The following is a 25,986-nucleotide window of genomic DNA, read 5'->3' as shown; positions in this document are numbered from 1 at the left end:
AGAAATGGGGGAACTCAGCAGCGATGGGGCGCTGGCTGGGATCCGGGGGTGGGGTTCGCCGGATCTGCGTGCGCACATCAGAATTCTGATCGACAGCAACGAACCGGGTGTCGAGGAAATCATCCTCGACAGCCTTCACGACGCGGGCCCGGTGCGGCCGCTGCTCTGCCGTGTGCTGGCGGAACGCGATCCGCACCGCGACCCGGAATACGCACTCCGCTATTTCTACGAGGCGACCGACGGCCCGGTCCGGCGCTGGCTCGGCCAGGAGGTGTACCGCAGTCCGTGGGTGTGGCTCTACGGCATCACCAGGCTGCGCAACGCACATCCGGTCGACCGCGTCACGCCGGACGCCACGCACTGGCTGGCCACCCGCCGTCAGATCGCGGTCACGGCCCTGGGCGACACCGCCAACCCGGCCGCGCTGCCACCGATCATCGGCCGCCTGCGCGACACGAAGTGGTGGGTCCGCACCGAAGCGGCGGCAGCGGTCCGCCGCCTCGCGCGGTCCGGCGTCCAGGTCGGCTCCGCCGCCGAGGCGTTGACCAGGTGCCTGCACCACGACCGCCAGGAGGTGATCGAGCAGGCCGCTGCCGCGCTGGCGCTCCCGGCGATGCGCGAACGCCTGCTGTGGTCGCGCGCGACGCTCATGCCGCTCGCCGGCGCGATCGTCGACAACGCCCTCGACGGCATGGTCGCACCGCTGGTCCCGCTCTGGCCCGGCGAAGAGTGATCTTCCGCTGCTAGCACCCGGCTACTCGCCGGTCTGTCCGTCCGCGAGCTCGCGGAGCAGATCCAGATGGCCCACGTGGCGCGCGGTTTCCTGCGCCACGTGCGCCAGGATCCACCGCACCGTGAACTCGTCGTCCGCCGCGACGGCGTCGGGATCGCGCTGCTTGAGCGCCTCGGCGTTGGCCCACTCCTCCTGGTACGCCCGGATGAGCGACTCAGGGGTGTCGTCGTCGGTGAGGTCCCACGACGGGTCCGGGCTGCCCTTCCACAACGACGGCAGGTCCAGGCCCGCGCCGGCGATGCACAGCCAGTACCGCTCCACCGCGACGAGGTGCTTGAGCACGCCGAGCGCGGTCAGCTTCGGCGACGTGGCGATCGGTGCGGAGGCCGCCAGGTCGCGGGGCAGCCCGTCGACCTTCATGACGGCGGTCCTGCGCAGGAAGTCCAGGAACTCCCACGCGAGCACGCTTTCGTCCTTCGCGAGGTTGTTCGGCCAGGTTCGGGTCATCGCGCGAGTCTGTCAGCCATCAGTAGTAACGGCGGAGCGTTGGCCAGATTTCATCCCATGGTTCTGTTGGTGCCGTGCACACCTGTATCTCCGTGCCGTCTTCGTCGTTCTCAACGACGCTGTGGTGCTGAGCAACGACCTTGCAGTCCTTGAACGGCGGTTCGTGGAACCCGACGAGCATCACCTTGGTGCTGGTGGACTTCGGAGGCCCCCAGTCGTAGAAGGACATGTGCCCGGAATAGGCGGGGATCTCTGTGTAGACCTCCATCGCGCCGGCTTGCCCGTAGTTGCGGGTGATCAGGACGGGGCGGTCGTTGGCGGACCACGCGTCCTGGACGGTGTGCGCGAACTCGCGCCAGCCGACCTGTTCGCCCTGCTCGGGGTTGATCGCGATGACCGGCCCGAGCGCGCTGGGCGGCAGGACCGGCAGTGAGCCGATGACGGCCGGCACCACGCTCAACGCCACGAGCACGCCGCCGATCACCTTGCGCCGCAACAACCATTCCTGGGCTTGACGAGCGCCTGCCGCCATCAGCACCAACAACAACGGCAACGCGTAGTACGGCTTGCCACCCGCGATGAGCGTCAACGCGCACAGGATCGGGTAGGCCAGCGCGAGCGAGCGGAAGGTCCTGTCGCGCCACAGGTTCCGGAACCCGATCAGCCACACCGGCACCAGGAACGGCGACAGCAGCAGGATCTGCATGGGGACGAACATGATGCGGTTCTCGAGGCCGTCGTCCTCGCTGATGCCGCGCGCCACAGTGAGCAACGGGAAGTCGTGCCGCGCCTGCCAGATCACGACCGGGGCGGCGATCACCGCGCACACCGCCAGTCCGGCCGACAGCCACCACGTGCGGAACACGTCGCGCGGACCGGTGATGAGCAACGCGACCGCCAATGCGGCGAGCAGCAGGAGCACCAACCACTTGTTGGCCAGCGCGACCCCGGCCGTCGCGCCGAGCGCGAGCCACCAGCGGCCGTCCCTGGTCTTCAGCAGCTTGACCGCGAAGTAGCCGACGAGCACCCAGATCAACAGATCGACCGTGGCGGTGGACACCATGTGGCTCACCGCGAGCACGAACGTCGACGTCGCCGACGCGGCGGCCGCGAAGACCTCACCGCCGCCCAGTTCCTTCGCGATCAACGCGACCACGACCGTGATGGCCAGTGCGAGCAGTGTGGCGATCACGCGCAGCCCCATCGGGGTCTCGCCGAACACCGCGGTGCCGATGCGGGCGAGGATCGGTGTGATCGGCGGCTGGTCCACGTACCCCCAGTCCGGCCGTTTCCCCGCCGCGATGAAGTACAGCTCGTCCCGGTGGAACCCGTACCGTCCTGACAACGCGGTCAGCACCACTGCCTGCACAGCGAGCACGATCCCCAGCCCACGTCTCATAGGCGGGACGGTACCCACGCGGGCATGATCAGGAAGACGTTTTGCGGTACCAGCGAGGTGAAGTGTTGACCGGCGGCTTGAGGCCTGCATTGACCACGATCATGGTTGGCCCGCTCGCGTCGTCCAACGCCTCCCGCAGCCCGTCGAACCCCTCGAGCGTGACCGCGGGGATGCCGAAGCTCTCCGCGAGCTTCGCGAAGTCGGGCCGGGTCAGGTCCACGCCGCTGATGGCGTGGTTCGCGATCTGCTGGTCGTACCGGAGCATGCCGTAACCGCCGTCGTCGACGAGCACGATCGTCAGAGGCAGATCTTCCTGCTTGAGGGTCGCGAGGTCTCCGCAGGCGAACAGGAACCCGCCGTCGCCGACCACCGCGATCGTCCGGCCGCCGACCGCCGCCCCGATCGCCGCCGGGAACCCGAACCCGAGCGTGCCCCAGCCGACCGGGTACGCGAGGCCGCGTTGCTTGACGACGTGGTGGAAACCGCCGATCCAGTAACCGGGGATGCACATGTCCGCGACGATCGTGGCCGTCTCGCCTTCGAGCGCCTGCAACAGCTTCGCGGCTTCGGGGGAGTCTGATTCGACGAGGGCGCGGACTTCGGCGTTGACCGCCTCGACGTCGACGGCCGCTTCCTTGCCGGACACCTTGGCCGCCAGCGCTTCCGCGACCGCGGCAGCGTCGCCTTCGATCGTGACGTCCGCGGCGTAGTTCTTGGTGGCCTCGGCCTTGTCGATGTTGATCGCGAGCAGCCTGGGTGGCCTGGGCTGCAACCAGTTCTGCGTCATCATGCCGTCGAAGTCCGTGCCGATCGCGATCACCAGATCGGCCTCGTCCCACAACTTCCCGACAGGCGGCGCGTGCACCGGTCCCTTCACGACGTACGCGCTGTCCATCAGCCCACGCGCGCCGTACGTGGTGACGATCGGCGCGTTCAGCTTGTCCGCCAACGCACCCACCGCGACGCCCGCTCCTGATCGTGCCGCGCCGCCGCCCGCCCAGATCAGCGGCCTCTCCGACTGAGCGATGAGTTGTAGCGCCTCGGTGAGGTCCGGGACGAGGTGGGTCTGTTCGGCCTTCGTCAAAGCGTGGTGTGCGGTCTCAGCGGACAGGAAATCCGTTGGCACGCCGAGATAAACGGGCCCGTGCGGGCTCTGCGTCGCCGCCTGGACCGCCTTGTCGGTGTACGCGGCCAGCTCCTGAGCGGCCGGCACGTCGAACGACGCCTTGGTGACGGGCCCGAACATGGCCTTCTGATCGCGCGTCTCGTGCAACACGCCCCGGTACACACCCGGCTGCCTGAGCGTCGACGGGATGTCCGTGGCGATGACGAGCACCGGACTGCCCGACGCCCACGCCTCACCCGTGGCGCCGAGCGTGTTGGCCGCGCCGGGCCCGGTGGTCACGATCGCGACGCCGAGCTTCCCGGTGGCGCGTGCGTAGCCGTCGGCCGCGTAGACCGCTGTCTGTTCGTGCCGCACCCCGATCATGCGGATGCCCTTGTGCTTCTCCAACGCCTCCCAGATGGCGAGGTTGTGCACGCCGGGCAGGCCGAAGACGACCTCCACGTCGTGCGCGGCCAGCACGTCCAACAAGCTCTCGGCACCCTTGGGCATGCGCTCGACGCTAAGGCCTGCTTATGGCGTGGGCAACGGTCGTGCAGCAGGTCTGGTGCTCAGCCTCACGTGCGCCACGGCTCGTGTGAACGTTCCGGTACTCGCGGTGGGATCGGCTTCGCGGAAAGTGCCCGTTGTTCGACAGGGCCAGGTCGGAATCGAGCAAGTGGAATCCCTCGCCGGTGCCGGTGGCGCACCCGGAATTCGACTCCCGGCCCGCGTCATTTCACCCTCTGGGGTGAATTGGTTGCTCGGGTCGGCCTATGGCGCCAGATCTGTTCAGCTGAGTGCGCGAACCGGCCGCCGACGCTCGCTCCCCCCGCGTGGCTAGGCGAATTCCACCTCAGGTATCACTGTGGCCAGCCGTGCTGGCAGTGCAGTTCGCGCCGGTGCCGAAATGGCGGAATGAAATGCGCGTGTTAAGGCCGGGTTTCGCCCCTTGTTTCAGTGAACTTCACGGATGTGCGAATTGGGTGAGGTGATTGAAGGGCCAACCATGTTCAGGGTGTGGCCCCTTGTGCCACGATGTGCGCGACCGCACGACCTGGGGGTAGGAGATGCTGTACTTCGGTGGGCTGTTCGGAGTGGTGATGTTGTGCCTGACGATCTTCGCTGTCGTGGACGTGATCACGACCGACGAAGGCTCAGTTCGCAATCTGCCGAAGATGCTGTGGCTTCTCCTGGTCCTGCTGTTTCCGTTGGTGGGTTCGATCGCGTGGCTCGTGGCGGGTCGTCCGGTGGTGGGGACCGGACGCGCGCGCCTGGGTGCGTACGAGCGCGAAGCTTCTTCTTTTCCCGAGTACAACCGGCCGGGGCGGTTCGCGGCCACCAATCCTGACGACGACGAGGAGTTCCTGCGCCGCTGCCGTGAGCGCGCGGAGGAACAACGACGCAAGGGACGCGAGAACCAGTGAGGAAAGTCCTGCTGTTCTTAGTTGTTCTGCTCGCCGGTTGCGGAGGTAACGCGCAGCTGGCGGCCCCACCCACCGCCGCTCCCCAAACGTCCACTTCGGACAAACTGGCGCCGGGTGAGTTCCAGGCACGCTGGTGGACATGGGCCTCCCAGCCCTCCAACAGCAACCCGGTGTCCGACACCTCCGGGCGGTTCTGCATGCGGGACCAGCCCGTCGAGGTCTGGCTGCTCGCCGGGTCGCTCGGCGAGGGCCCCGTGGAGCGGCAGTGCCGGGTCCCGGCCTCCAAGCCGCTGCTCGCGCCGGTCGTGAACCTCGCGAGCGACGTCGCCGAGTGCGAGCGGTTCATGAAGTCCGCCCAGGGCGAGGTCCTGATGGACGGCTCCACGCAGGCGTTGACGAGGGTGTCCGCCACGCCGTTCACCTACGAGGCGCGCGCGGGCAACCCGTTCGGCGCCCAGGTCGGCAGGGTCAACTCGGTCGGCTGTGGCCTCTACGCGTGGATCAACCCTCCCGCGTCCGGCGAGCACGACCTGCACATCCGCGGCTCGGCCGACGGCAAGGACGTCGACGTCAAGTACAAGCTGATCGTGGGCGCGGACTAAAAAATCGCGTGTGGTGGTCCGGTAACGTGGTCAGTGGCGTCCGAGCAGACGTGAGGCTGGAGCCGCTCCCCGGCAACGAGCGGCACACTCCGCCGCAGTGTTCAGGAACTCCTGCTCGCTGAAGCGAACCGACCACGTAGACGCGTGACACATGCGTCCTTGTCGTGCCGAGCCGGGCGGCGGAAACGAGGACTGCTGTCATGGCACGTCTGTCCATCACGGACCAGCTGGCCGATCTCCGGCGCACCTACACGGGCGAGAACCTCTCGCAGGCCGTGCCCGCCGTGCGCGACGGGGAGCCGTTGCCCGGCGCCACGAGCGAGGCCCAGCGGCAACTGGAAGCGAAGGTGCTGCTCGCGGGTTGTGCCGCGGCCAGCATGCTCCAACTGATGCCTCCGGCGAGCATCATCAAGCCCGCGCACGCGTTCAGGACGGTGGAACCGGGGGAGACCCTCAAGCTCCACCTGAACGACCGCGCGCTCGGCCCGTTGCTGTTCGAGCTGCTGCCGCGCACCGAGGCCGGGTACGGCATGGGCGTCGCGGGCCTCGCGCACCGGCAGTACCGGCGGTCGGCCGAGCTGACCACCAGCGACGCGGGCGTGGTGCTCGTCGGCGTCGACGAGAACGCCTGGGACCTCGGCATGCGGTACGTGCGCTGGATGCACGAGTTCCGCGGCGTCGAGCACACCGACGGCGGCGGTAGCGACGAGCAAACGCCGGAAGCGGCCACTGGGAGCGCTCTACTGCGCCGGGTACACCTGTGGCATGACGCGAGCTGGCTGCGAGCACTTCCCCTCGGAACCGCGTGGTTCGTCGAATGGCCTGGCGGCCCGCAAGAGGACGAGATCAGGCAGAAGCTCGCCCACCCGACGTTCGGGACGAGCCTCGAGATCACGCTCCGCCGCGCCGAAGCGCCCACTCAGGACGTCGACCGCGCCATGCGCACCTACCCGTGGCCCGAGGAGTTCGTGTCTGCCGTCACGGCTGGTGAGCCCGATCAGGGGTCCGCACGCCGGTAGACTGCGCTTTCGCCCGCAGGAACGATCGTCAGGAGGACCCCGGTGACCCAGCAGGCTGCCGAGGCCCATACCGAAGCCACGCGCAAGGCCCCCCGCGTTCTCGTCGCCGAGGACGAGGCGCTCATCCGTCTCGATCTCGTGGAGATGCTGCGCGAAGAGGGCTACGACGTGGCGGGTGAGGCCGCAGATGGTGAAGAGGCCATGAAGCTCGCGACCGAGCTCAACCCCGACCTGGTGATCCTGGACGTCAAGATGCCCAAGGTCGACGGGATCGAGGCGGCGCAGCACATCGCGGGCAACCGGATCGCGCCGGTCGTGATCCTCACCGCGTTCAGCCAGCGAGACCTGGTCGAACGCGCTCGCGACGCCGGTGCCATGGCCTACCTGGTCAAGCCGTTCGCCAAGCGGGACCTCGTGCCCGCGATCGAGCTGGCCATCAGCCGGTTCAACGAGCTGGCGGCGCTGGAGCAGGAGGTCGCGGGCCTCACCGAGCGCCTGGAGACGCGCAAGGTCGTGGAACGGGCCAAGGGCATTCTCATGACCAAGCAGGGTCTGAGTGAGCCGGAGGCGTTCCGGTGGGTGCAGCGCACCGCCATGGACCGCCGCACGACGATGAAGGCCGTCGCAGAGGCCGTCATCGAGAACTTCGGCTGAGTTCGAGCCATCGAGAGTCGGTCTGCGCCTCGGGATTCTCGGGGCGCAGGCGGACTTCGACGTTGTGGCTGCCCTTGAGGGAGATCTTCAGCTCGTGCCGGCCGCCGATCCCGCCCGGCATCGGCAGCGTCGCCACGTGGCCGCTGTCCACGTACACCTCAAAGCCCGCCACCGGCGCCACTGATCGCGCCGCAGCCGCGTCGAGTGTGATCACCAGGGTCGCCTCGTTCGGGGTCACAGCGGTGAACTCAGCCGTCATCACAGGCAAAACGGGTGCGGGCTCCTCCGGGGCGTTCGGCAGCTTCGCCGGCGACCGGCCCGGCACCTCCAGGTAGCTCTCCAGCACCTCGGCCTGCGACGCGCCGGGCATGCGCAGCACGAACGGCGTGAGCGAGTCCGGCCCTGACTGCCCGAGCAACGACGCCGGCACGTCGCCCACGACCGTCAGTTCGCTGTCCGGAGCTCCTGACCAGCCGCTCACCACGGGCTTCAGCGGCACCCGCTCCGACCCGAGCTGGGCGACCAGGCCGTTCACGTCGCCGCCCTTGCCCAGACGCATCGTTGCCCGTAATCGTGCCGACGGAGCCCCACGCAGTGGTGTGCGCGCTGTGCCGATGCCTGGCGCCTCCTCGTCGGGCTCCAGCACGCGCAACGTCCCCGCCACGATCTGCGTCTCGGTCACCTCGTCCACAGGCTGATGCGACCCGGTAAGGCCGACCGTGTCGATCTCCACGCGTCCGGGATAGCTCGGCGGCGGGGTCAGGCCGATCAGCACGCTCGCCTCGCGCCACTGCGGCACGACGGAAGACGCGGCGATCTGCGAGCCGTCTTGCAGAACGCGCACACCGGACCGTGTCAGTACGACTTCGAATCGATGCAGAACGCCCGCACCACGTATGCCTGGCGCAACGGAGTCGTCCACCACCACGCGGATCGCATCAGAGGGAGGTACGGGGCCGACCCGGTCCGGGGTTCCGGGCACCAGGTCGAGCACGAGCTTCCCGTGCGGCCCCGCGGCGTCCGTCACGACGGCCACCCTGCCCAGTTCGTCCGCCTCGTTCAGCCGCAGCAGCGACCGTGAGCGCAACACCGCCGTGTCGTTCCCGCACGGCATGTCGATCACCAACCGGCCGCCGGAGCCGGAGCCGGGGTTCACGCAGCCACGCCGTCCGCTCAGGTGGTAGCGGCGTTCCAGGAACGTGTCGTCGAAGTCGTCCAGTTCGCCGCCGACCGCCTGCCGCCACGTGTCGTCACCGGGGCGTTCCTCGGCGCGGACGGGGATCGAGCGCTGGCCGAACGCGTCCACGGCCCGCACGTCGGCCCGTCCGGAGCCCGTGATCTCGGGCGAACCGACGAGCCGGCCGAACACCTCGTAGCCGGCGACGCCGTCCACGGCAGCCCATTGGACTCTGCCGTCGCTGCTCCATACGGAGGACGGCGGGGCAGGCGCGGCCGGTTGAGACGGCAACGTGACGAACTCCGCCGCGTACCGGGTCAGCCGAACTGGCTCTGAGCTGGGCTTCTTACCACGGTCGTCGGACTCCCGCAGCACGAGGATCGCCGCGATGAGAACGGCGGCGGCACCTGACGCGGCGATCACTCGACGACGCGGAGTCATACGTCCACGCTATGACAGCCGTCCAAAGAGTGAACGAAGGTTACAGTCTGTGAAATTGCTTAAGTGAAACATAACGCCGCGTTGCGTTATGGTCACGAGCCCATTGGCATTGATGACTGCGGTCACAGTCATCGCCTAGGTTCCCGGCCATCCCTCAGCAGAGGGTGATGGAGCGGTGCGCGGAGAACTCGCGTCGCCGGGAGCAGGGAACTAGGAGGGACATCACGTGCGTAAGCACTCTGTGAAGTCCGCAGCGATCGTGGGCGCAACGCTGCTCGTTCTTGCAGCCTGCAGCTCGAACAAGACCGAAGGCGGCGGCAACAACGGGGGCAGCTGCGACACGTCGAAGGGCACTCTGACCGTCGGTGTTGTCGCCCCGCTGTCCGGGAACCTGTCCGCTCTCGGCATCGGCATCAAGCAGTCCGCCGAGCTCGCCGTGGACGAGGCGAACAAGAAGTGCACGGTCAAGGGTTACAAGCTCGCCGTGTCCGCGCAGGACGACGAGGCCAACCCCGCCAAGGGTGCCCAGGCCGCCACGAAGCTGTCGACCGACCCGACCGTCGTCGGTGTCGTCGGCACGCTGAACTCGTCGGTCGCCCAGACGGTGCAGCCGATCCTGAAGGAAAAGAAGATTCCTCAGGTGTCGCCCGCCAACACGAACCCGACGCTGACCAGGGGCAACGACTTCCTCAACGCCCCGAAGCGCGCGTTCGAGAACTACTTCCGAGTCTGCACGACCGACGACCTGCAGGGCCCGTACGCGGCCAACTACCTCGTCGAGAAGGCCGGCAAGAAGAAGATCGCCATCATCACCGACGGCAAGACCTACGGTGAGGGCCTCGCGGCCGAGCTGTCGAAGCAGGTCACCAAGAAGGGTGGCACGATCGTCGGCTCCGAGAAGGTCGGCGAGAAGGACACCGACTTCTCCGGCGTGATCGCCAAGATCAAGGCCACCAACCCGGAGGCCGTCTACTACGGCGGTGAGTACCCGGTCGCGGGTCCGCTGTCGAAGCAGATGAAGGACGCCGGCCTGAACGTCCCGCTCATGGGTGGCGACGGCATCTTCGACGGCAAGTTCATCGAGCTGGGCGGTAAGGAAGGCGACCTCGCCACCTCCGTCGGCGCCCCGACCGAGTCCCTGGCCACGGCCAAGGCCTTCGTCGACGCGTACAAGGCGAAGTTCGGCAAGGAGGACTACGCCGCCTACGGTGCGTTCTCCTACGACGCAGCCAACGCCCTGATCGGCGCGCTGGCCAAGACCGTCGACGGCGCTGCCTGGGACGACTCGAAGCGTGACGCGATGCTGACCAACGTCGGCTCGTACAGCGGCTCCGGCGCCACCGGTGAGGTCAAGTTCGACCAGTACGGCGACAGCACCAACAAGGTCCTGACCGTCTACTCGGTGACCTCCGGCAAGTGGAAGGACGTCGAGACCGGGACCTTCACCGGCTGACGACTACCCATTACTGATTGAAGCCACGGCGGGGGCGGGCGTTGTTTGCTCGCCCCCGCTGTTTACGGAGGTAGTCGTGTCAGTCCTGCTTCAGCAGCTGGTGAACGGGGTGATGCAGGGCGCGTTGATCGCCCTGATCGCCCTGGGGTACACGATGGTGTACGGCATCATCCAGCTGATCAACTTCGCCCACGGCGAGGTGTTCATGGTGGCCTCGTACGGAGGCCTCGCCACCTACACGTGGCTCCTTCCTGAAGACCTCAAGAAGGTTCCGTACGTGGCTCTGCCGCTGATGTTCGTCGGCGGCATCATCGTCGCCGTCGTCGTCGCGGTGATCATGGAGCGGTTCGCGTACCGGCCGTTGCGCAACGCGCCTCGGCTCGCACCGCTCATCACGGCACTCGGTGTGTCCGTGTTCCTGCAGGAGTTCGTGCGCAACGTCTACCCGAACGCGACGTCGAACCTGCCCTACCCCAAGGTCTTCCCCGAGGGTGCTCTGCAGCTCGGTGACGTCAACATCTCGTGGACGGGCCTGCTGCTGGTCCTGCTCTCGGTCGGTCTCGCCGTCATTTTGCAGACCTACATCAACCGGTCGCGGATGGGCCGGGCGATGCGCGCGACCGCGCAGGACCCCGACACCGCGAAGCTGATGGGCGTCAACCCCGACCGCGTGATCGTGCTGACGTTCGTCTTCGGCGCCGTGCTCGCGGGCGTCGCGGGCATCCTCTACGGCGGATACCTGAGCAACATCAACATCGACATGGGCTTCCAGACCGGCATCTTCGCCTTCACGGCGGCCGTGCTGGGTGGTGTCGGCAGCATCCGCGGCGCGGTCATCGGCGCGTTCATCATCGGTCTGATCAAGACCTTGGCCGGCCAGTACATGCCGGGTGGCACCCAGTACGACTACGTGTGGATCTTCGTCGTGCTGATCCTCGTGCTCGTCTTCCGCCCGCAGGGTCTGTTCGGCGAGCCGGAAAGGGTGCGCGCATGAGCGTCAACGGCACTTCTTCTCCAGAGCGTTCCGCACTCGCTCCGCTCGGCAAGCCGTTCGCGGTCGCCGGTGGCGTTCTCGCCATCGTCGCGGCCCTGCTGCCGTGGGTCACGTTCAGCCTCAACGACGGCAACTGGCCGGACAAGTCGACGCTGCAGTTCTTCGACGCGCCCTTCGAGCTCACCGGCTTCCGCTGGCACATGCTGCTGCTCGGTGTGCTCGTCCTCGTCGCGACGTTCGCGCCGATCCCGTCCAGCGGCCGCGTCATCCGGGCTCTGGGCTGGGGCATCGCGCTCGTCTCGTTCGTCAACGGTGCGTACATCACGGTCAAGGGTGGTGGCCTCGCCGCCATCACCGCGCTCGACGGCGCCGTCGCGTTCGGCAGCATCGCCGGCCTCGTCGGCGGTGTGTTGACGATCCTCGCGGCTTACGGCATCGGCTTCGAGCCGGTGGGCCAGTGGAAGGTCAAGCTCTCGACCCCGCTGGCGTACCTCGTGCTGCTGGCGTCGTTCGCGGCGGTGCTGTACGCCGTCGCCGCGCTGCTGACCACCGGTGGCGTCGGCGCCGCGAACCCGTACGCGGGTGCGATCTTCCTGTCGTTCCTCGGGTTCGCCGCCGGCGTGCTCGGTGCGTTGAGCGGTGTCGGGTTCATCAAGTGGCTGTCGGCGCTGTCCGAGCAGCACCGCGTGTTCAGCGTGATCGTGCTGGCGGCGTGCGCGCTGCTGCTGCCGTTCACCGACGCGGGCAACGAGTACTGGATGACGGTCGCGGCGAACATCGGCATCTACGCCGCCACCGCGATCGGCCTGAACATCGTCGTCGGTCTCGCGGGTCTGCTCGACCTCGGGTACGTGGCGTTCATGGGCATCGGTGCCCTGGTGGCGGCCAACTTCTCCGGTGCGGCCACCGCGCACTTCGGCATCACGCTGCCGTTCCCGGTCGCCGCGGTCATCTCCGCGATCGTGGCCGGCATCTTCGGTGCCATCGTCGGTTCGCCGACGTTGCGGGTCCGCGGTGACTACCTGGCGATCGTGACGCTCGCGTTCGGTGAGATCTTCACCCGCTCCGCGCAGAACAACATCGGCGGCATCACCAACGGCTCCAACGCGATTCCCGGCATCCCGCCGCTGTCGCTGTTCGGGGCGGAGTTCAACAAGTCGCTCACGATCGGCGCGGTGAAGCTGCCCGCCGGTGTCCTCTACTACGTCCTCATCGTGCTGCTCGTCGCGGCGACGATGGCGGTGTTCGCGAACCTCAAGTTCAGCCGCATCGGTCGCGCTTGGATCGCGATCCGCGAGGACGAGGACGCGGCCCGCGCCATGGGCATCCGCACCGGCAAGATGAAGATCCTCGCGTTCCTCATCGGCGCCACGCTCGCGGGTCTCGCGGGTGCGGTGTTCGCGCACAAGAACGGCACCGTGTCCTACGAGTCGTTCAAGTTCCTCGAGTCGGTCACGCTCCTCGCGGCGGTCATCCTCGGCGGCATGGGCTCCATCCCGGGCGCCGTGCTCGGTGCGGCCCTGCTGTTCGTGCTGCCCGAGAAGCTGCGCGACTTCGCGGACTACCGCCTCATGATCTTCGGCCTCGCGCTGATCCTGATCATGCGGTTCCGGCCGGTCGGCCTGATCCCCGATGCGCACAGGCGCGCCGAGATGATCGAGCGCGCCGACGAGAACGCCGAAGAGGCGCACCTGGAGGCGAAGAAGGCATGAGCACGCCTGTATTGGAAGCGCGTGACGTCTCCATGGTCTTCGGTGGCCTCAAGGCGTTGAAGGGCGTCACCCTGACGCTCGAGGAAGGCAAGATCGTCGGCCTGATCGGCCCGAACGGCGCGGGGAAGACCACGTTCTTCAACTGCCTCACGGGTCTCTACACGCCGACGACGGGTCAGGTGCTGCTCAAGGGCAACGTCCTGCCCGGCGACCCGGCCCAGGTGACGGACGCGGGCGTGGCCCGCACGTTCCAGAACATCCGCCTGTTCCCCAGCATGACCGTGCTGGAGAACGTCATGGTGGGCCGTCACGTCCGGATGAAGCAGGGCCCGCTGGCCTCGCTGTTCCACGGCCCCGCCTACCACCGCGGGGAGAACGCTGCCCGCGAACGGTCGCGGGAGCTGCTCGCGTTCGTCGGCCTGAACAACCTGGACGACGAGCTCTCGCGCAACCTCCCGTACGGCGACCAGCGCCGTCTGGAGATCGCGCGCGCGTTGGCGACGGACCCGGCGGTGCTGCTGCTGGACGAGCCCACGGCGGGAATGAACCCGCAGGAGACGGAAGCGACGCAGCAGCTGATCTTCCGCATCCGCGAGACGGGCGTGTCCGTCGTCGTCATCGAGCACGACATCAAGTTCATCTTCGGGCTGTGCGACTCGGTTTCCGTGCTCGTGCAGGGCGAGCTGCTCGTCGAGGGCAGCCCCGAGGTCGTTCGGGCGGACCCGCGGGTCGTCGAGGCCTACCTCGGCAAGCCGCCGGAGGAAGTCCAGCACGACATCGAGGCAGCGAAGGGGGAGCAGGCATGACCGCGCTGCTCGAAGTCCGCAACCTCTCGGTCGCCTACGGCGCGATCGAGGCCGTCCGCGACATCTCGTTCACCGTCGAGGCCGGCCACATCGTGTCGCTCATCGGCGCGAACGGTGCGGGCAAGACCACGACCCTGCGCACCATCTCGGGTCTGCTGCGTCCGGCGTCCGGCGAGATCCTGTTCCAGGGCAAGCCGATCCACGCCGACCCGGCGCACGCGATCCTCGGCGAGGGCATCGCCCACTGCCCCGAGGGCCGGCGGCTCTTCCCGCGGATGACCGTGGAGGAGAACCTGCAGCTCGGCGCCTACGTCCGCAAGGACGACGGCGTGCAGGCCGACATGGAGCGGGTCTACGAGCTGTTCCCCGTGCTGGGAGAGCGGCGGCACAACAAGGCCGGGCTGTTCTCCGGTGGTGAGCAGCAGATGCTGGCCATCGGGCGCGCGATGATGTCCAAGCCCCGCCTGCTGATGCTCGACGAGCCCTCGATGGGGCTGTCGCCGATCATGACGCAGCGGATCTTCGACACGATTCGCGAGCTGCAGTCGTTGGGCACCACCATTCTGCTGGTGGAGCAGAACGCGCTGGCGGCGCTGGCGTTGTCGGATCACGGGTACGTCATCGACCTCGGTCGTACCACTTTGGACGGTCCGGGTCACGACCTGCTGGCGGACCAGCGGGTTCGGGACGCGTACCTGGGCGAGGCGCACTGAGGTTTCGCTTGTGGGGGCGGGGCGGAGGGCTTTCCTTCGCCCCGCTTTCGTTTGCGTGGGGGCGGGGATGCTGGGTGTTCGGTGTGTTCGCGGATCTGGTGGGTGCTCGCGGACGAGCACTGCTACGGCCGCGACTTCGGGCATGCGGTGCGCGTTGGCGGGCTGGTGCTGCTGCGCCAAGCCCACGAGGGCGGGGCTCTCCGGCGTGGCGCGTGACTGTTCAAGCCGTCGCGCCAGATTGACGAGTCGATCGACCAGGCCGTCAGAAGCGAGCTCGACGTCGAACGCACACCGGCCAAGGTGTTGGGGGCGGGGCGGAGGGCTTTCCTCCGCCCCGCTTTCGTTTCAGCCCCGGTCGAAGTCGGCCAGGATGCGAGGCAGGGCGATCTTGGCCGCCTTGCCGTGGTTCACGTCCGCTCCCAGGTCGATGAGCGTGGACTTGGCGTGGTGCCCCTTGAGCTGCCGGTCGCAGTAGGCGGAGGTTTCCAGGAGCGTGTCCCGGTCGCCTGCCGACGAGTAGATCTTCACCGGAACTCGCGGGCGCCAGTCGCAGTAGCCGTCCGCTTCACGCAGCCTGGCGCGGAGGATCCCGGTGGGGTTGCGGAGGCGTTCGAAGTAGGTGTCGGTCAGCAGCTCGTGCATGGTGGCGGGCAGGTGCGGGAAGATGTCCTCGTTGCGGTGGTCGCCGTCGAACAGGGCTTCCACCGACGGGTCCTTGAAGACCTCGGCCGGGGTGTCGTAGAGGTGGAAGAGGCGGTTCCAGGCCACCGTCCAGTACGCCATGTACGCGACGCCGTTGGAGATCTCGCCGTTCAGGGCCTTGCCGACGATCAGGCTCGGTTTGAAGGGGCCGCCGATCGGGGCCAGCGCGCCCACCTCGAACTGGCGGTCGTGCTGCAGGGCCTCGCCCATGGCCATGGCCGCGTGGCCGCCCTGCGAGTGGCCGGTGATCATGATGCGCCGGTCGGGTTCGAGGCCTTTGCGCCTGGCGAACTGGCCGGTTGCCCTCAACGCGTCCACCGAGGCCGTGACGGTGGACGGGGCGTCCACATAGGGGTGGAATCCCGGGCCGGTGCCCAGGCCCAGGTAGTCGGGTGCGGTGGTGAGGTAGCCGGCGGAGGCGAACAGCAGGGCCGCCGCGCGGTCGTTGCCGTCCGCCACCGAGGCCGTGGAGCCCCGGTAGCCGGTCGTGCCGTGCAGCCAGGTGACCTGACGTGGCGCTCTGTTGCCGTTGCGCGGCAGGACGATCAGCGCACTGGCCGTGGTGGGTTTTCCGGTCGGGTCGATGGTGCGGTACGTGATGCGCTTCGCGTCCACACCGAATCGGACGCGCGAGGCGTCCAAGGCGTAGTCCCCCAGATATTTGACCAGCTGGTTGGTGTCCATCGTGGACACCGGGACGACGTCGAGGAGCTCGCCGCGGCCCGTGTGCGCCGACGCGGTGGCCGGGACAAGCGATAGCGCCACCACGCCGCACAGGACTGCTGCAGTCGATCGAGTCGAGAAGGTCATGGCACCACGATGTCGTGGTGATCTCGGGGTGTCAGTGGTGCAGACCGCAGAGTTGGGGTGGGGTAAACCTCACCAGCACTTGGCGGTTTCACGCACCCGGCGGCTTGGGACGCAGGAGGCACGTGAGGCGGGCGGTGCAGGTGCGCTTGCCGTCCTCGTCCGTCACGACGATCTCGTACGTCGTGGTGCTGCGGCCGAGGTGGATGGGGCGGGCCACGCCCGTCACGATGCCGTCCCGCGCCGCTCGGTGATGGGTGCAGGACAGTTCGAGTCCCACCGCGATGAGGCCGTGCTGTGCCGCGTGCATCGCGGACGCCACCGACCCCAGCTGCTCGGCGAGCACGGCGTTCGCGCCGCCGTGGAGCAGGCCGAACGGCTGGCGGTTGCCCTTCACCGGCATGGTGCCGATCATCTCTTGGACATCCCATTGGGTGAATTCGATGCCCATGCGGACGTGCAGCTGCTCGTCGGCGAACTCCACCGGCAGGTCGAAGGTCACGCGGGCTCCCAGGGCTCAAGCGAAACTGTCAGACCCCCACCCTAGACTCGGGCTCGTGACTCACTCAGACGTGAAGCGGCTCCTGCTCATCGACGGTCACTCGATGGCCTACCGAGCGTTCTACGCCCTGCCCGCCGAGAACTTCGTGACGAAGACGGGCCAGGTCACGAACGCCGTGTACGGGTTCACGTCCATGTTGATCAACATCCTGCGGGACGAGAAGCCCACGCACGTGGCGGTGGCCTTCGACGTGTCGCGCAAGACCTTCCGCTCCGAGCAGTACCCCGAGTACAAGGCGGGTCGCTCGAAGACGCCGGACGAGTTCCGCAGCCAGGTCTCCCTGATCCAGGACGTGCTCGCGACGCTGCGGATCGCCACGATGGAGAAGGAGAACTACGAGGCGGACGACATCATCGCGACCCTGACCACGCAGGCCGTGGCCCAGGGCTTCGAGGTGGAGATCGTCACCGGCGACCGCGACGCGTTCCAGCTGGTCAACGACCAGGTCACGGTGCTGTACCCGGTCAAGGGCGTCTCGGAGATGGGCCGGTTCAACCCCGCGTACGTCGAGGAGAAGCACGGCGTGCGGCCCGACCAGTACGCGGACTACGCGGCGGTGCGCGGCGACTCGTCGGACAACCTGCCGAACACGCCGGGCGTCGGGCCGAAGACGATCATCAAGCTGCTCAACCAGTTCGGCGGCCTGAACGAGCTCGTCGACCACATCGACGAGGTGCCGGGCAAGGTCGGCGAGGCGCTGCGCGGCAACCTGGCGAACATCATCATGAACCGCCAGCTCACGGAGCTCATCAAGGACGTCGAGCTGCCGTACACGATCGACGGTCTCGAGGCCCAGCAGTGGGACCGCGACGCCGTGCACCGGCTGTTCGACGAGCTGGAGTTCCGCGTCCTGCGCGACCGTCTCTTCCAGACGCTCACGACCGCCGAGCCCGAGGCCGAGGAGGGCTTCGAGGTCTCCGGCGGTGTGATCCCCGCGGGCACGCTGGCGAAGTGGCTGGACCAGAACGCGCGCAAGTCGCGGGTCGGCGTCGCGTTGCGCATCACGGCCAACGACCTCGAGGGCGTCGCGCTGTGCACGACGTCCGGTGAGGGCGGCTACGTCGCGGTCTCCGAGCTGAACGAGGCGGACGAGAACGCGCTCGCCGCGTGGCTGGCCGACGAGAAGGTGGCCAAGGCGGGCCACGACCTGAAGCTGCCGTTGCGGCAGGTGCGGGCGCGCGGGTGGAAGCTGCGCGGGCTGACGTCGGACACGGCGCTGGCCGCGTACCTGGTGCGTCCGGGCCAGCGCTCGTTCGCTCTGGACGACCTGGCGCTGCGGTACCTGAAGCGCGAGCTGCGCGCGGAGGAGTCGGGCGACGGCCAGCTGTCGTTGCTGTCGGACGAGTCCGAGGAGGAGCAGAAGGTCGCGACCAGCACGATCCTGCGCGCGCGTGCCGTCGCCGAGCTCGCGGACCGGCTGGACGAGGAGCTCGTGACGATCGGCGGCGCCGACCTGCTGGCGAACCTCGAGCTGCCGCTGATGAACGTCCTCGACGACGTGGAGGCCGTCGGCATCGCGATCGACGTCGAGCACCTGTCGTCGCTGGAGGCGCACTTCGCCGCGGGGGTGAAGGACGCGGCGCAGGAGGCCTACGCGGTCATCGGCAAGGAGATCAACCTCGGCAGCCCGAAGCAGCTGCAGACGGTCCTCTTCGACGAGCTGAAGATGCCGAAGACGAAGAAGACCAAGACCGGCTACACGACCGACGCCGACGCGTTGCAGAACCTGTTCGAGCAGACCGAGCACCCGTTCCTGCAGCACCTGCTCGCGCACCGCGACGTCACGCGCCTGAAGTCCACTGTGGACGGCCTGCTCAAGTCCGTCGCCGACGACGGCCGCATCCACACGACGTTCCACCAGACCATCGCCGCCACGGGCCGTCTGTCGTCGACCGACCCGAACCTGCAGAACATCCCGATCCGCACCGACGAGGGCCGCCGCATCCGCCAGGCCTTCGTCGTCGGCGACGGCTACGCGGAGCTGATGACCGCGGACTACAGCCAGATCGAGATGCGCATCATGGCCACGCTGTCCGGCGACGAGGGCCTGATCGCGGCGTTCAACAGCGGCGAGGACCTCCACACCTACGTGGCGTCGCAGGCGTTCTCGATCCCCACCTCCGAGGTGACGGGCGAGATGCGCCGCCGCATCAAAGCCATGTCCTACGGCCTCGCGTACGGCCTGTCGGTCTTCGGTCTGTCGCAGCAGCTGCGCATCCCGACCGAAGAGGCCCGCGAGCAGATGGAGGCCTACTTCTCCCGTTTCGGCGGCGTGCGCGACTACCTCAACGAGATCGTGAAGAAGGCCGGCAAGGACGGCTACACCGAGACCGTCCTGGGCCGCCGCCGCTACCTGCCGGACCTCACCTCCGACAACCGCCAGCGCCGCGAGATGGCCGAACGCATGGCCCTCAACGCGCCGATCCAGGGCAGCGCCGCCGACATCATCAAGGTGGCCATGCTGGGCGTCTACCGCGCCCTGGAGTCCTCGGGTCTGCGCTCGCGCATGCTCCTGCAGGTCCACGACGAACTGGTCCTGGAGATCGCGGACGGCGAGCGCGAGGCCGTGGAGGCCCTGGTCCGCGACCAGATGGGCAACGCCTACCCGCTCCGGGTGCCGCTGGAGGTCTCGGTGGGCGTGGGCCGCTCGTGGGACGACGCCGCGCACTAGTCGCTTGTCTGCCGCAGCCCGCCGCTCGAGCTCCGGCTCGGACGGCGGGCTGTTGTCGTCGTGGCCCTGGCGTCGCCGATGATCCCGGGCATTTCAGGGGGATTGGGGAGGGGCACGATTCTTCCTCCCACTGAAACTTATAACCCACAGGGGGACTTGCCGCAAGACCCGGGGCCACCCTCACAATTCGTGGCCTGAACAGGGGATTGAGGGGATTCGCCATGCGATTTCTGGTGTCCACGATCGGGTCACGGGGAGAGGCGCAGCCGGTCACCGCGCTGGCCGTGCAGCTGAAAGAGCTGGGCAACGACGTGAAGGTCGTCGCGCCTCCGGACTTCGAGGAGCTCGTGACCGGCAACGGGATCGACTTCACGCCGGTCGGCCAGAGCCTGCGCACGTTCTCGCCCGGCAAGCTGAAGCCCGAGGACCTGCCCAGGCTGGCCGAGGAGTCGGTGCGGGAGCAGTTCCGCGTCGTCGGCCAGGCGGCACAGGGGGCGGATGTCCTGGTGGCGGGCGGTGCACTGCAGCACGCCACGCGTTCGGTGGCAGAAAGCGTCAACGCGCATTACGTGTACGCGAGCTTCTGCGCGAACACATTGCCGTCACCGCATCACGCGCCGCCCGCGATGTTGGGCCGTGTTCCGGTGAACGGAACGCCCGAGGAAAACCTCGCGCAATGGGAGCAGCAGCGCATGCTGTTCGGCCACGCCCGCGAGAGCCTCAACGCCGAACGCGCCGAGCTCGGCCTGGACCCGGTCGGCGACATCCGCGACCACATCTTCAGCGACGCGCCGTGGCTCGCCGCGGACCCGTTGCTCGGGCCGTGGCCTGGTCCGGGAGAGCTCGTCACGACCGGCGCGTGGCTGACCGACGACCAACGTCCGCTGGCCGAAGACCTCGAAGCGTTCCTGGCCGGCGGCGAGCCACCGGTCTACTTCGGCCTGGGCAGCATGCACGGCGCCCAGGACACCGCGCACCAGGCCGTAGAGGCCGCCCACAAGCTGGGCAAACGTGTTGTGCTGCAACAAGGCTGGGCTGACCTGCAGCTAGCCGACGACGCACCGGACTGCATCGCGATCGGCGAGGTGAACCAGCAGGCGCTGTTCCGGCGCGTCGCCGTGGTCGTGCACCACGGCGGTGCGGGCACCACCACGACGGCCGCGGCGGCCTGCACGCCGCAGATCGTGCTGCCCCACATGTACGACCAGTACTACTGGGGCAGCCAGGTCGAGCGGCTCGACATCGGCCGATCCGCGAAGGCCGTGACCGCCGAGACGCTCGCCGAGGCGCTCGAACTGGCCGATGAAGCCGCCAAGGTGGGCGCACAGGTCCGCACGGACGGTGCGAGGGTCGCCGCCCAACGCCTGATGCGTGTGGGGCGCTGACCTCCTGAAAGAAACGAAGAAGCCTTGGACGCGGTGATGCCGTGGCTGTGCATCTGAGGTCGAGTGAACCGGCCCAAGTGAGACGTACGTGTGATGGGTGTCCGCATAAGGGGTGACCCACTCATGTCGTACCAGGTTGGGCTCGATCTCGGATCCGCAGGTACCACCGTCGCGACCGAACGGGGTGTCACGACCACCAGCCACGGCAGGCGCCGCCGGTGCGTGCCTGCCAGGGAGATCGCACAGATCCTCGACGACCTCGCGGCCAGGCACGGGGAAGCGCCGAGCCGCGTCGCCATGACGCACTCGCTGAGCTGGCCGCACGACTACCTCGAACAGCTGAGGCAGGACCTCATCGACCTGGGGCGCGCGGACGTCTTGTTCGTGCCTGCCCCACACGCCGCCGCGATAGCGTTCGACGACAACGTGCAGATGACCGAGCACAGCACGGTGGCGGTGTTCGACTTCGGTGCCACGGCGGCCGACATCACGTTGCTGCGCAAACAAGGCGTGTTCCTGCTGGCCGGACGGCCCGAGCGGGTCGAGATCGGCGGGTTCGACCTCGACGACCTGGTGGTGGAGCACGTCGTCGCCAAGATCGGGACGCACAGCCCGGAGCTGGTCCAGAGCTGCGTCGAGGCCAAGGAGCTCCTCGGCAGCTATCCCGAGGTCCGGATCCCGGTGATGGACAACGACGAGGTCCGCGAGATCCGGCTCAGCAGGCTGGAGTTCGAGGCGATCATCCGGCCGTCCGTCGAGCTGACCGTCGCGGCACTCGAACGCGTCGTCAGAACCGCCGGGCTGTGCGAGCCCGACGTGATCCTGCTCGTCGGCGGATCGGCGAGAATCCCCTTGGTGGCCAAGGAGGTCGCCGAACGGCTGCATATCCCGATCATGCGCGCCCCGGACGGTGCGGCGGCGATGGGCGCGTTCCTCGAAGCCAGGCAGCTGGAACCCGAACCGGTGGAAGTGCCGACCATGTGGGTGCCGGCGCCACGTGAGGAGACCAAGACCAAGCGGCACATCCCGACCACGCCGTTCATCGCGGCGGGGCTCCTCGCGCTCGTCCTCGGAGGCGGATGGGCCGCGCACGAGGCCATGAACCGCCCGAAGCCCCTGATGGAGACCACGAGCGTCGAGCTGGCGCCGCCCGGAATCGCTGTGCTGCCCAGGATCTAGAGCGCCCGGATCTCCTTCAACGTCCGGTCGATCTCCTCGGGCGTGTTGAGGATCGAGGTACCGATCCGCGCGTACGGGATGCGGTACGCGGCCGTGGTGACCTGGATGCGCTTCTGCGAAAGCCGCGCCACGACCTCGTCACCGGTCTTTCCGGGAACGTCGAAGCACACCAGGCCGGCGGACATCCCGGGATCGCGCGGCGTGTGGATCACGACGCCGGGGATCTCGGCGAGCCCGTCCTTGAACCTCGTCGCCAGCTCGGCGACACGAGCCGCCACGCGCGGCCGGCCGAGGCGTTGGTGGAACTCGACGGCCGCTCGCACCGCGTAGTAGTGCTCGAACGGGTGGAAGCCGCCCGGCCCGAGCGCCGCGGTCGCGCTGCGGTTGCTCAGGCTCGGCAGCAGCGGCACGATCTGGTCGCTCACCTGGGGATTCACCCACGCCATGCCGGTGCCGCGCGGCCCGAACAGCCACTTGTGCGTTCCTGCGACGAAAACGTCCGCGCCCAGGCGCGCCGCGTCGTCGTCGACGGCTGCCAGTCCGTGCACCCCGTCGACGACGAGGAGGCAGCGGTCGGCGACAGCACGCCCCTTGTTGGCCTCGGCCACGACCTGCGCGCACGCCCGCACTGGCATCTTCACGCCCGTGCTCGACTGCACCCACGTGATGCCGACGGCACGTGTTTGCGGTGTAAGAGCATTCCGCAACCGAGTGGCGACCTCGTCCTCGGTCACCTGGGCCGAGTCCGCGAAGAGCGTGCCGATCCTGACCTTCGCACCGACCCGCGCGGCCGCCAGCCGCGCCGCCTCCTGGTGCCACGAGTGATCCTGGTCGCTGAGCAGCAACTCCTGGTCCGCGCGCAACCGAAGGCCGCCGTAGACGATCGACAGCCCGATGGTCGTGTTGGGCACCAACGCGATGTCGTCCGCCGCGCCGCCGACGTACTTCCCGAGCGCGTCAGCCACCTCCTGCGCGTGCGACGGCATCAGGTCGTGCGAGTTGGCGTCGAGCTTGCGCTTGAAGTCGTCGACGGCGTCGCGCACCTCGCGCGGGTTCGACGCCAGGTAGAACAGCCCCAGGTTGATCAGCGTCGGGTCGAGCCGGAACTCGCGGCGCACGGCGCCCCAGTCCAGTCCCTGCGCGGCCGACGCGGCGGTCGGCGTGACGGCGAGAAGCCCGGCTCCCACGAGGAAATCACGACGATCCATGCCTCCCATAGAACCGGTCGCGGACGTTGTTGGACAGTGCTTCCTTCTCGGGCGCGAAAGGAACACCCGTGTTGAGCGCCTTGGCCCCGAGCGTGCACAGCTCGCCGAGCATGCTCACGCTGATCGACAGCTGCGTCGGTGCGTGTCCGCCGATCAGCAGGCCGAGTCCGAGCGACGCACCGAGCGACGTCACCCACACGAGCAAGGTCCACGGCGTGTACCGCTGCCACAGATGACCGTCCCGTTCGAACAGCTTGATCGTCGTGCCTCGCAGCGCACCGAACGCGAACCCGGCGGCGAGCGGCAGCAGGTAGATCAGGTGGAAGCCCTCCAGCGCCCGGATCCCGAAGAACAGCAGGAACGCGGGTGGCGCCAGCAGGTCCCTGGCGTTGAGCGGCTCGCCCCTGAACCGGCGCACCAGCACGTACAGCACACCGGCCGCTATCAGCGCATATGTCATCGAAATCCCCCTAAGTAGCATGACCCTGCTACTTAAACTAGCAGGGTCATGCTACAAAAGGGAGGTGTCACCGAGAGTCGTCGATCCCGTCGCCCGTCGCCAAGCTGTCGCCGAGGCCGTGTTCCGCGTGGTCGTGCGGGACGGCGTCGAACAGGCCTCGCTGCGCAACGTGGCACTCGAAGCAGGCCTGGCGATCGGCTCGATCCGCCATTACTTCGACAGCCACGACGACATGATCATCTTCGCGGTCGAGGCGCTGATCGGGTCGATCGACGAACGCGTGATGGCCCACGTGCACTCACTCGGCGACCGCACGGGAGACCTCCGCCGACCAGGAGAACGCGTGCTGTCCGAGGTACTGCCGCTCGACGACCGCAGGCGCGACGAAGCCGTGCTGTGGCTGGCTTTCGCGACCGCGGCACGCACCCGCCCGTCGCTGCGGCCGCACGCCGAACGGCTCTACGACGGGTTGCGTCAATTGTGCCACCGAGCTCTGACAGTGATGTCCGTGAGCGGCACGGTGGGTGCCATCGACGTCGACCTCGAGGCCGAACGACTGGCATCTCTGCTGAACGGCCTGACCGTGGACGGCGTGCTGCACCCGGACCGGATGACCCCGGATCTCACGGTGTCGTTGCTGCGCCGGCATCTCGACTCGTTGCGGTAGCTTCCACGACCCACGCCGGCAGCGTCGGCAGGCCCTCGACGCCGGTGACGGTGATCGAGTCCGAGTCGAACCGGGTGATCTCCCAGCCGGCGTCCTCGAGAGCGGTCCGCAGCTCCGGCGCGCTCACCTCGAACGGCCCGCCCTCGACCGCCAGTGATGTCAGGTTCAGCAAAGCCCCGTCCACCGCCGCGTTCCGCAACGACACCATCAACCCGGGCCGTTGCGACGGCGGCAGGCAGTGGAACAACGCGCTCGCCAGCACCGTGTCGAACTGTCCGGTGAACGACGCCGAGTCGCCGACCACCCACTCGACGCCGTCACCGCGGGTGCGAGCCGTCTCGATCGCGGTCGGCGCGATGTCGACGCCCGTGACCCGATGCCCGCGCGTAGCCAGGAACAGCGCGTTGCCGCCCGTGCCGCACCCGGCGTCCAGCACGTGCCCGCGGAACCGTCCGGCGGCCTCCCATGCCACGACGAGCGGCTGCGGCGCCCCGATGTCCCACGGCACGCCCGTGTGCGCCATCCCCTCGACCAGCTCGCCGCCCCGGTAGAAACCCTCGAAATCAACCATGTCGCCAGCTTGGTGACCGCAGGACCAATCCATCGGCCACAAGCAGGAATGCGGCGGAATCCGTCACCAACTATTGTTTTCCAGGTGGAATCCATCGACCTGAGACTGGCGCACGCCCTCCAGATCGACGGCCGCGCGCCGTTCGCGAAGATCGCCGACGTCCTGGAGATCTCCGAACACACCGCCGCCCGCCGCTACCAACGGCTCAAGGAGCACGGCATCAGGGTGAGGGGCGCGCTCAACCGGTTCCGCCCCGGCCACCACGCCTGGACGTTGAGACTCCGCTGCATCCCGGACGCCGGACCCGCGCTGGCACAGGCGCTCGCCCAACGCCCGGACACCTTCTGGGTGCACCTGATGTCCGGCGGCACCGAGATCTCCTGCCTCCAACAGGTGCGGACCCCGGACGAACTGCTGCTCGACCGCCTGCCCAGACGTCTCGTGGACGTGAGCGCGCACAACATCCTGAGGGGCTTCGCCTCGCCCGGCACGTGGCGCGGTATCGCCTGCCTCGAACCGGAAGAAGCGGCGGCGCTGCGACCGGAATTCGAACCGGACCAGCCCTCCGAGCTCACCCCGCTCGACGAGGCACTGATCAAAACGCTCGAAGCGGACGGCCGCGCCGGCTTCGCAGAGCTCGCCGCGAAAGCGAGGACGTCCGAGTCGACCGCCCGCAGACGGGTCGAGCACCTGCGCAGAAGCGGGATTCTGGAGCTTCAGTTGGACGGAGATCCATCACGATTCGGCTTTCCGACGCAGGCCAGGCTGTGGATGCGCGTGGAGCCGCGAAATCTGGCCGGGATCGGGGCAACCCTGGCCACCCACTCGGAGGTGTACTTCGCGGCTGCCACAACGGGACCGGCGAACCTGGTGGCCAGCGTGACGTGCCGGAGCGGTGGAGAGCTGTACGAGTATCTGACCGAACGCATCGGTGGTCTTGACGGTGTGCGCGAAACAGAGACCGCACCAGTTCTCCGCACTCTGAAACGTGTCGCGATGAGTGAAGATGGTGCATTCTCGTACCGCACCTGAGGT

General features: G+C 68.1%; 25 protein-coding genes. 16 read left to right on the top strand and 9 right to left on the bottom strand.

The features are described from left to right. Positions 1-4: 4 nt before the first annotated feature. Positions 5-733: a HEAT repeat domain-containing protein gene (locus tag ABZ345_RS28510; protein WP_359855074.1), complete on the top strand. Its 729-nt coding sequence runs from the start codon at positions 5-7 to the stop codon at positions 731-733. A 21-nt stretch (positions 734-754) separates the two neighbouring features. On the opposite strand, the gene ABZ345_RS28505 is transcribed toward ABZ345_RS28510, so the two are convergent. From ABZ345_RS28505 to ABZ345_RS28495, 3 genes are read right to left on the bottom strand one after another with little or no spacing between them, the layout of a single operon-like run. After that, on the bottom strand, positions 755-1,240 hold the full coding sequence (locus ABZ345_RS28505; RefSeq protein WP_359855071.1) for a DUF664 domain-containing protein: 486 nt from the start codon (positions 1,238-1,240) through the stop codon (positions 755-757). A 19-nt stretch (positions 1,241-1,259) separates the two neighbouring features. Further along, entirely contained in the window at positions 1,260-2,639 is a 1,380-nt protein-coding gene (locus ABZ345_RS28500) for a glycosyltransferase family 39 protein (RefSeq protein WP_359855068.1), read from the bottom strand. A 28-nt stretch (positions 2,640-2,667) separates the two neighbouring features. Next, complete coding sequence (locus tag ABZ345_RS28495) at positions 2,668-4,254, bottom strand: thiamine pyrophosphate-binding protein (RefSeq protein ID WP_359855066.1); 1,587 nt, start codon at positions 4,252-4,254, stop codon at positions 2,668-2,670. A gap of 557 nt (positions 4,255-4,811) precedes the next feature. Between ABZ345_RS28495 and ABZ345_RS28490 the strand changes: the two genes are divergently transcribed. From ABZ345_RS28490 to ABZ345_RS28475, 4 genes are all read left to right on the top strand, one after another. Then, positions 4,812-5,168: a PLDc N-terminal domain-containing protein gene (locus ABZ345_RS28490; protein WP_359855063.1), complete on the top strand. Its 357-nt coding sequence runs from the start codon at positions 4,812-4,814 to the stop codon at positions 5,166-5,168. Then, positions 5,165-5,770: a hypothetical protein gene (locus ABZ345_RS28485; protein WP_359855061.1), complete on the top strand. Its 606-nt coding sequence runs from the start codon at positions 5,165-5,167 to the stop codon at positions 5,768-5,770. Before ABZ345_RS28490 ends, ABZ345_RS28485 begins: the two co-directional genes overlap by 4 nt. Before the next feature lie 200 nt (positions 5,771-5,970). Continuing rightward, positions 5,971-6,789 carry a hypothetical protein gene (locus tag ABZ345_RS28480; protein ID WP_359855058.1) on the top strand — a complete coding sequence of 273 codons (819 nt, stop codon included), beginning with the start codon at positions 5,971-5,973 and terminating at the stop codon, positions 6,787-6,789. 42 nt (positions 6,790-6,831) lie between these two features. Next, entirely contained in the window at positions 6,832-7,443 is a 612-nt protein-coding gene (locus ABZ345_RS28475) for a response regulator (RefSeq protein ID WP_359855055.1), read from the top strand. Here ABZ345_RS28475 and ABZ345_RS28470 read toward each other — a convergent pair. Beyond that, a complete protein-coding gene (locus ABZ345_RS28470) occupies positions 7,424-9,061 on the bottom strand; it encodes a hypothetical protein (RefSeq protein WP_359855052.1) in 1,638 nt (545 codons plus the stop codon). The two genes, ABZ345_RS28475 and ABZ345_RS28470, sit on opposite strands and share 20 nt — an antisense overlap. Positions 9,062-9,287: 226 nt before the next feature. On the opposite strand from ABZ345_RS28470, the gene ABZ345_RS28465 reads away from it, so the two are divergent. The 6 genes from ABZ345_RS28465 to ABZ345_RS28440 all read left to right on the top strand — a co-directional run bounded on the left by ABZ345_RS28465 (position 9,288) and on the right by ABZ345_RS28440 (position 14,955). Continuing rightward, entirely contained in the window at positions 9,288-10,514 is a 1,227-nt protein-coding gene (locus ABZ345_RS28465; RefSeq protein WP_359855049.1) for a branched-chain amino acid ABC transporter substrate-binding protein, read from the top strand. Between the two features lie 76 nt (positions 10,515-10,590). Continuing rightward, entirely contained in the window at positions 10,591-11,508 is a 918-nt protein-coding gene (locus tag ABZ345_RS28460; protein ID WP_359855046.1) for a branched-chain amino acid ABC transporter permease, read from the top strand. Next, complete coding sequence (locus ABZ345_RS28455) at positions 11,505-13,220, top strand: hypothetical protein (protein WP_359855043.1); 1,716 nt, start codon at positions 11,505-11,507, stop codon at positions 13,218-13,220. Before ABZ345_RS28460 ends, ABZ345_RS28455 begins: the two co-directional genes overlap by 4 nt. Continuing rightward, positions 13,217-14,026 carry an ABC transporter ATP-binding protein gene (locus ABZ345_RS28450; RefSeq protein ID WP_359855041.1) on the top strand — a complete coding sequence of 270 codons (810 nt, stop codon included), beginning with the start codon at positions 13,217-13,219 and terminating at the stop codon, positions 14,024-14,026. Before ABZ345_RS28455 ends, ABZ345_RS28450 begins: the two co-directional genes overlap by 4 nt. After that, on the top strand, positions 14,023-14,739 hold the full coding sequence (locus ABZ345_RS28445; protein ID WP_359855038.1) for an ABC transporter ATP-binding protein: 717 nt from the start codon (positions 14,023-14,025) through the stop codon (positions 14,737-14,739). The genes ABZ345_RS28450 and ABZ345_RS28445 overlap by 4 nt, the downstream gene beginning before the upstream one ends. 81 nt (positions 14,740-14,820) lie before the next feature. Continuing rightward, positions 14,821-14,955 (top strand): hypothetical protein, encoded by a 135-nt coding sequence (locus ABZ345_RS28440; RefSeq protein ID WP_359855035.1) that lies wholly within the window; start codon positions 14,821-14,823, stop codon positions 14,953-14,955. Positions 14,956-15,084: 129 nt separating this feature from the next. On the opposite strand, the gene ABZ345_RS28435 is transcribed toward ABZ345_RS28440, so the two are convergent. Further along, positions 15,085-16,251: a lipase family protein gene (locus ABZ345_RS28435; protein ID WP_359855032.1), complete on the bottom strand. Its 1,167-nt coding sequence runs from the start codon at positions 16,249-16,251 to the stop codon at positions 15,085-15,087. Positions 16,252-16,339: 88 nt separating this feature from the next. Then, entirely contained in the window at positions 16,340-16,699 is a 360-nt protein-coding gene (locus tag ABZ345_RS28430) for a hotdog fold thioesterase (RefSeq protein ID WP_359855278.1), read from the bottom strand. Between the two features lie 106 nt (positions 16,700-16,805). On the opposite strand from ABZ345_RS28430, the gene polA reads away from it, so the two are divergent. The 3 genes from polA to ABZ345_RS28415 all read left to right on the top strand — a co-directional run bounded on the left by polA (position 16,806) and on the right by ABZ345_RS28415 (position 22,045). Next, positions 16,806-19,481, top strand: coding sequence for a DNA polymerase I (gene polA, locus ABZ345_RS28425; protein WP_359855028.1), 2,676 nt, complete (start codon positions 16,806-16,808; stop codon positions 19,479-19,481). A gap of 221 nt (positions 19,482-19,702) precedes the next feature. Continuing rightward, positions 19,703-20,866: a glycosyltransferase gene (locus ABZ345_RS28420; protein WP_359855026.1), complete on the top strand. Its 1,164-nt coding sequence runs from the start codon at positions 19,703-19,705 to the stop codon at positions 20,864-20,866. A gap of 123 nt (positions 20,867-20,989) precedes the next feature. Then, on the top strand, positions 20,990-22,045 hold the full coding sequence (locus tag ABZ345_RS28415; protein ID WP_359855023.1) for an Hsp70 family protein: 1,056 nt from the start codon (positions 20,990-20,992) through the stop codon (positions 22,043-22,045). Here ABZ345_RS28415 and ABZ345_RS28410 read toward each other — a convergent pair. After that, positions 22,042-23,253 carry an aminotransferase class V-fold PLP-dependent enzyme gene (locus tag ABZ345_RS28410; protein ID WP_359855020.1) on the bottom strand — a complete coding sequence of 404 codons (1,212 nt, stop codon included), beginning with the start codon at positions 23,251-23,253 and terminating at the stop codon, positions 22,042-22,044. The genes ABZ345_RS28415 and ABZ345_RS28410 overlap by 4 nt on opposite strands. Continuing rightward, positions 23,240-23,713, bottom strand: a complete 474-nt coding sequence (locus ABZ345_RS28405) for a DUF1453 domain-containing protein (protein WP_359855017.1) — start codon at positions 23,711-23,713, stop codon at positions 23,240-23,242. The genes ABZ345_RS28410 and ABZ345_RS28405 overlap by 14 nt, the downstream gene beginning before the upstream one ends. A gap of 64 nt (positions 23,714-23,777) precedes the next feature. Between ABZ345_RS28405 and ABZ345_RS28400 the strand changes: the two genes are divergently transcribed. Next, entirely contained in the window at positions 23,778-24,380 is a 603-nt protein-coding gene (locus ABZ345_RS28400; protein ID WP_359855014.1) for a TetR family transcriptional regulator C-terminal domain-containing protein, read from the top strand. Here ABZ345_RS28400 and ABZ345_RS28395 read toward each other — a convergent pair. Then, positions 24,337-24,951, bottom strand: coding sequence for a methyltransferase domain-containing protein (locus ABZ345_RS28395; protein ID WP_359855012.1), 615 nt, complete (start codon positions 24,949-24,951; stop codon positions 24,337-24,339). The two genes, ABZ345_RS28400 and ABZ345_RS28395, sit on opposite strands and share 44 nt — an antisense overlap. A gap of 84 nt (positions 24,952-25,035) precedes the next feature. Here ABZ345_RS28395 and ABZ345_RS28390 point away from each other — a divergent pair, with 84 nt between their 5' ends. Next, positions 25,036-25,983 (top strand): Lrp/AsnC family transcriptional regulator, encoded by a 948-nt coding sequence (locus tag ABZ345_RS28390; protein WP_359855009.1) that lies wholly within the window; start codon positions 25,036-25,038, stop codon positions 25,981-25,983. Positions 25,984-25,986 lie beyond the last annotated feature (3 nt).

Source organism: Lentzea sp. NPDC005914 (genome assembly GCF_040629405.1).
Lineage (GTDB): Bacteria > Actinomycetota > Actinomycetes > Mycobacteriales > Pseudonocardiaceae > Lentzea.
The sequence above is the reverse complement of the archived record's forward strand: the minus strand, read 5'-3'. Positions and strand labels throughout refer to the sequence as shown.

Bases quoted from the DNA above. Each gene is read 5' to 3' on its own strand.
- ABZ345_RS28470 (WP_359855052.1), bottom strand. From the start codon at position 9,061: ATGACTCCGCGTCGTCGAGTGATCGCCGCGTCAGGTGCCGCCGCCGTT.
- ABZ345_RS28420 (WP_359855026.1), top strand. From the start codon at position 19,703: ATGCGATTTCTGGTGTCCACGATCGGGTCACGGGGAGAGGCGCAGCCG.
- ABZ345_RS28455 (WP_359855043.1), top strand. From the start codon at position 11,505: ATGAGCGTCAACGGCACTTCTTCTCCAGAGCGTTCCGCACTCGCTCCG.
- ABZ345_RS28510 (WP_359855074.1), top strand. From the start codon at position 5: ATGGGGGAACTCAGCAGCGATGGGGCGCTGGCTGGGATCCGGGGGTGG.
- ABZ345_RS28405 (WP_359855017.1), bottom strand. From the start codon at position 23,713: ATGACATATGCGCTGATAGCGGCCGGTGTGCTGTACGTGCTGGTGCGC.
- ABZ345_RS28430 (WP_359855278.1), bottom strand. From the start codon at position 16,699: ATGGGCATCGAATTCACCCAATGGGATGTCCAAGAGATGATCGGCACC.
- ABZ345_RS28480 (WP_359855058.1), top strand. From the start codon at position 5,971: ATGGCACGTCTGTCCATCACGGACCAGCTGGCCGATCTCCGGCGCACC.
- ABZ345_RS28445 (WP_359855038.1), top strand. From the start codon at position 14,023: ATGACCGCGCTGCTCGAAGTCCGCAACCTCTCGGTCGCCTACGGCGCG.
- ABZ345_RS28450 (WP_359855041.1), top strand. From the start codon at position 13,217: ATGAGCACGCCTGTATTGGAAGCGCGTGACGTCTCCATGGTCTTCGGT.
- ABZ345_RS28395 (WP_359855012.1), bottom strand. From the start codon at position 24,951: ATGGTTGATTTCGAGGGTTTCTACCGGGGCGGCGAGCTGGTCGAGGGG.
- ABZ345_RS28410 (WP_359855020.1), bottom strand. From the start codon at position 23,253: ATGGATCGTCGTGATTTCCTCGTGGGAGCCGGGCTTCTCGCCGTCACG.
- ABZ345_RS28505 (WP_359855071.1), bottom strand. From the start codon at position 1,240: ATGACCCGAACCTGGCCGAACAACCTCGCGAAGGACGAAAGCGTGCTC.
- ABZ345_RS28435 (WP_359855032.1), bottom strand. From the start codon at position 16,251: ATGACCTTCTCGACTCGATCGACTGCAGCAGTCCTGTGCGGCGTGGTG.
- ABZ345_RS28495 (WP_359855066.1), bottom strand. From the start codon at position 4,254: ATGCCCAAGGGTGCCGAGAGCTTGTTGGACGTGCTGGCCGCGCACGAC.
- ABZ345_RS28415 (WP_359855023.1), top strand. From the start codon at position 20,990: ATGTCGTACCAGGTTGGGCTCGATCTCGGATCCGCAGGTACCACCGTC.
- ABZ345_RS28490 (WP_359855063.1), top strand. From the start codon at position 4,812: ATGCTGTACTTCGGTGGGCTGTTCGGAGTGGTGATGTTGTGCCTGACG.
- ABZ345_RS28500 (WP_359855068.1), bottom strand. From the start codon at position 2,639: ATGAGACGTGGGCTGGGGATCGTGCTCGCTGTGCAGGCAGTGGTGCTG.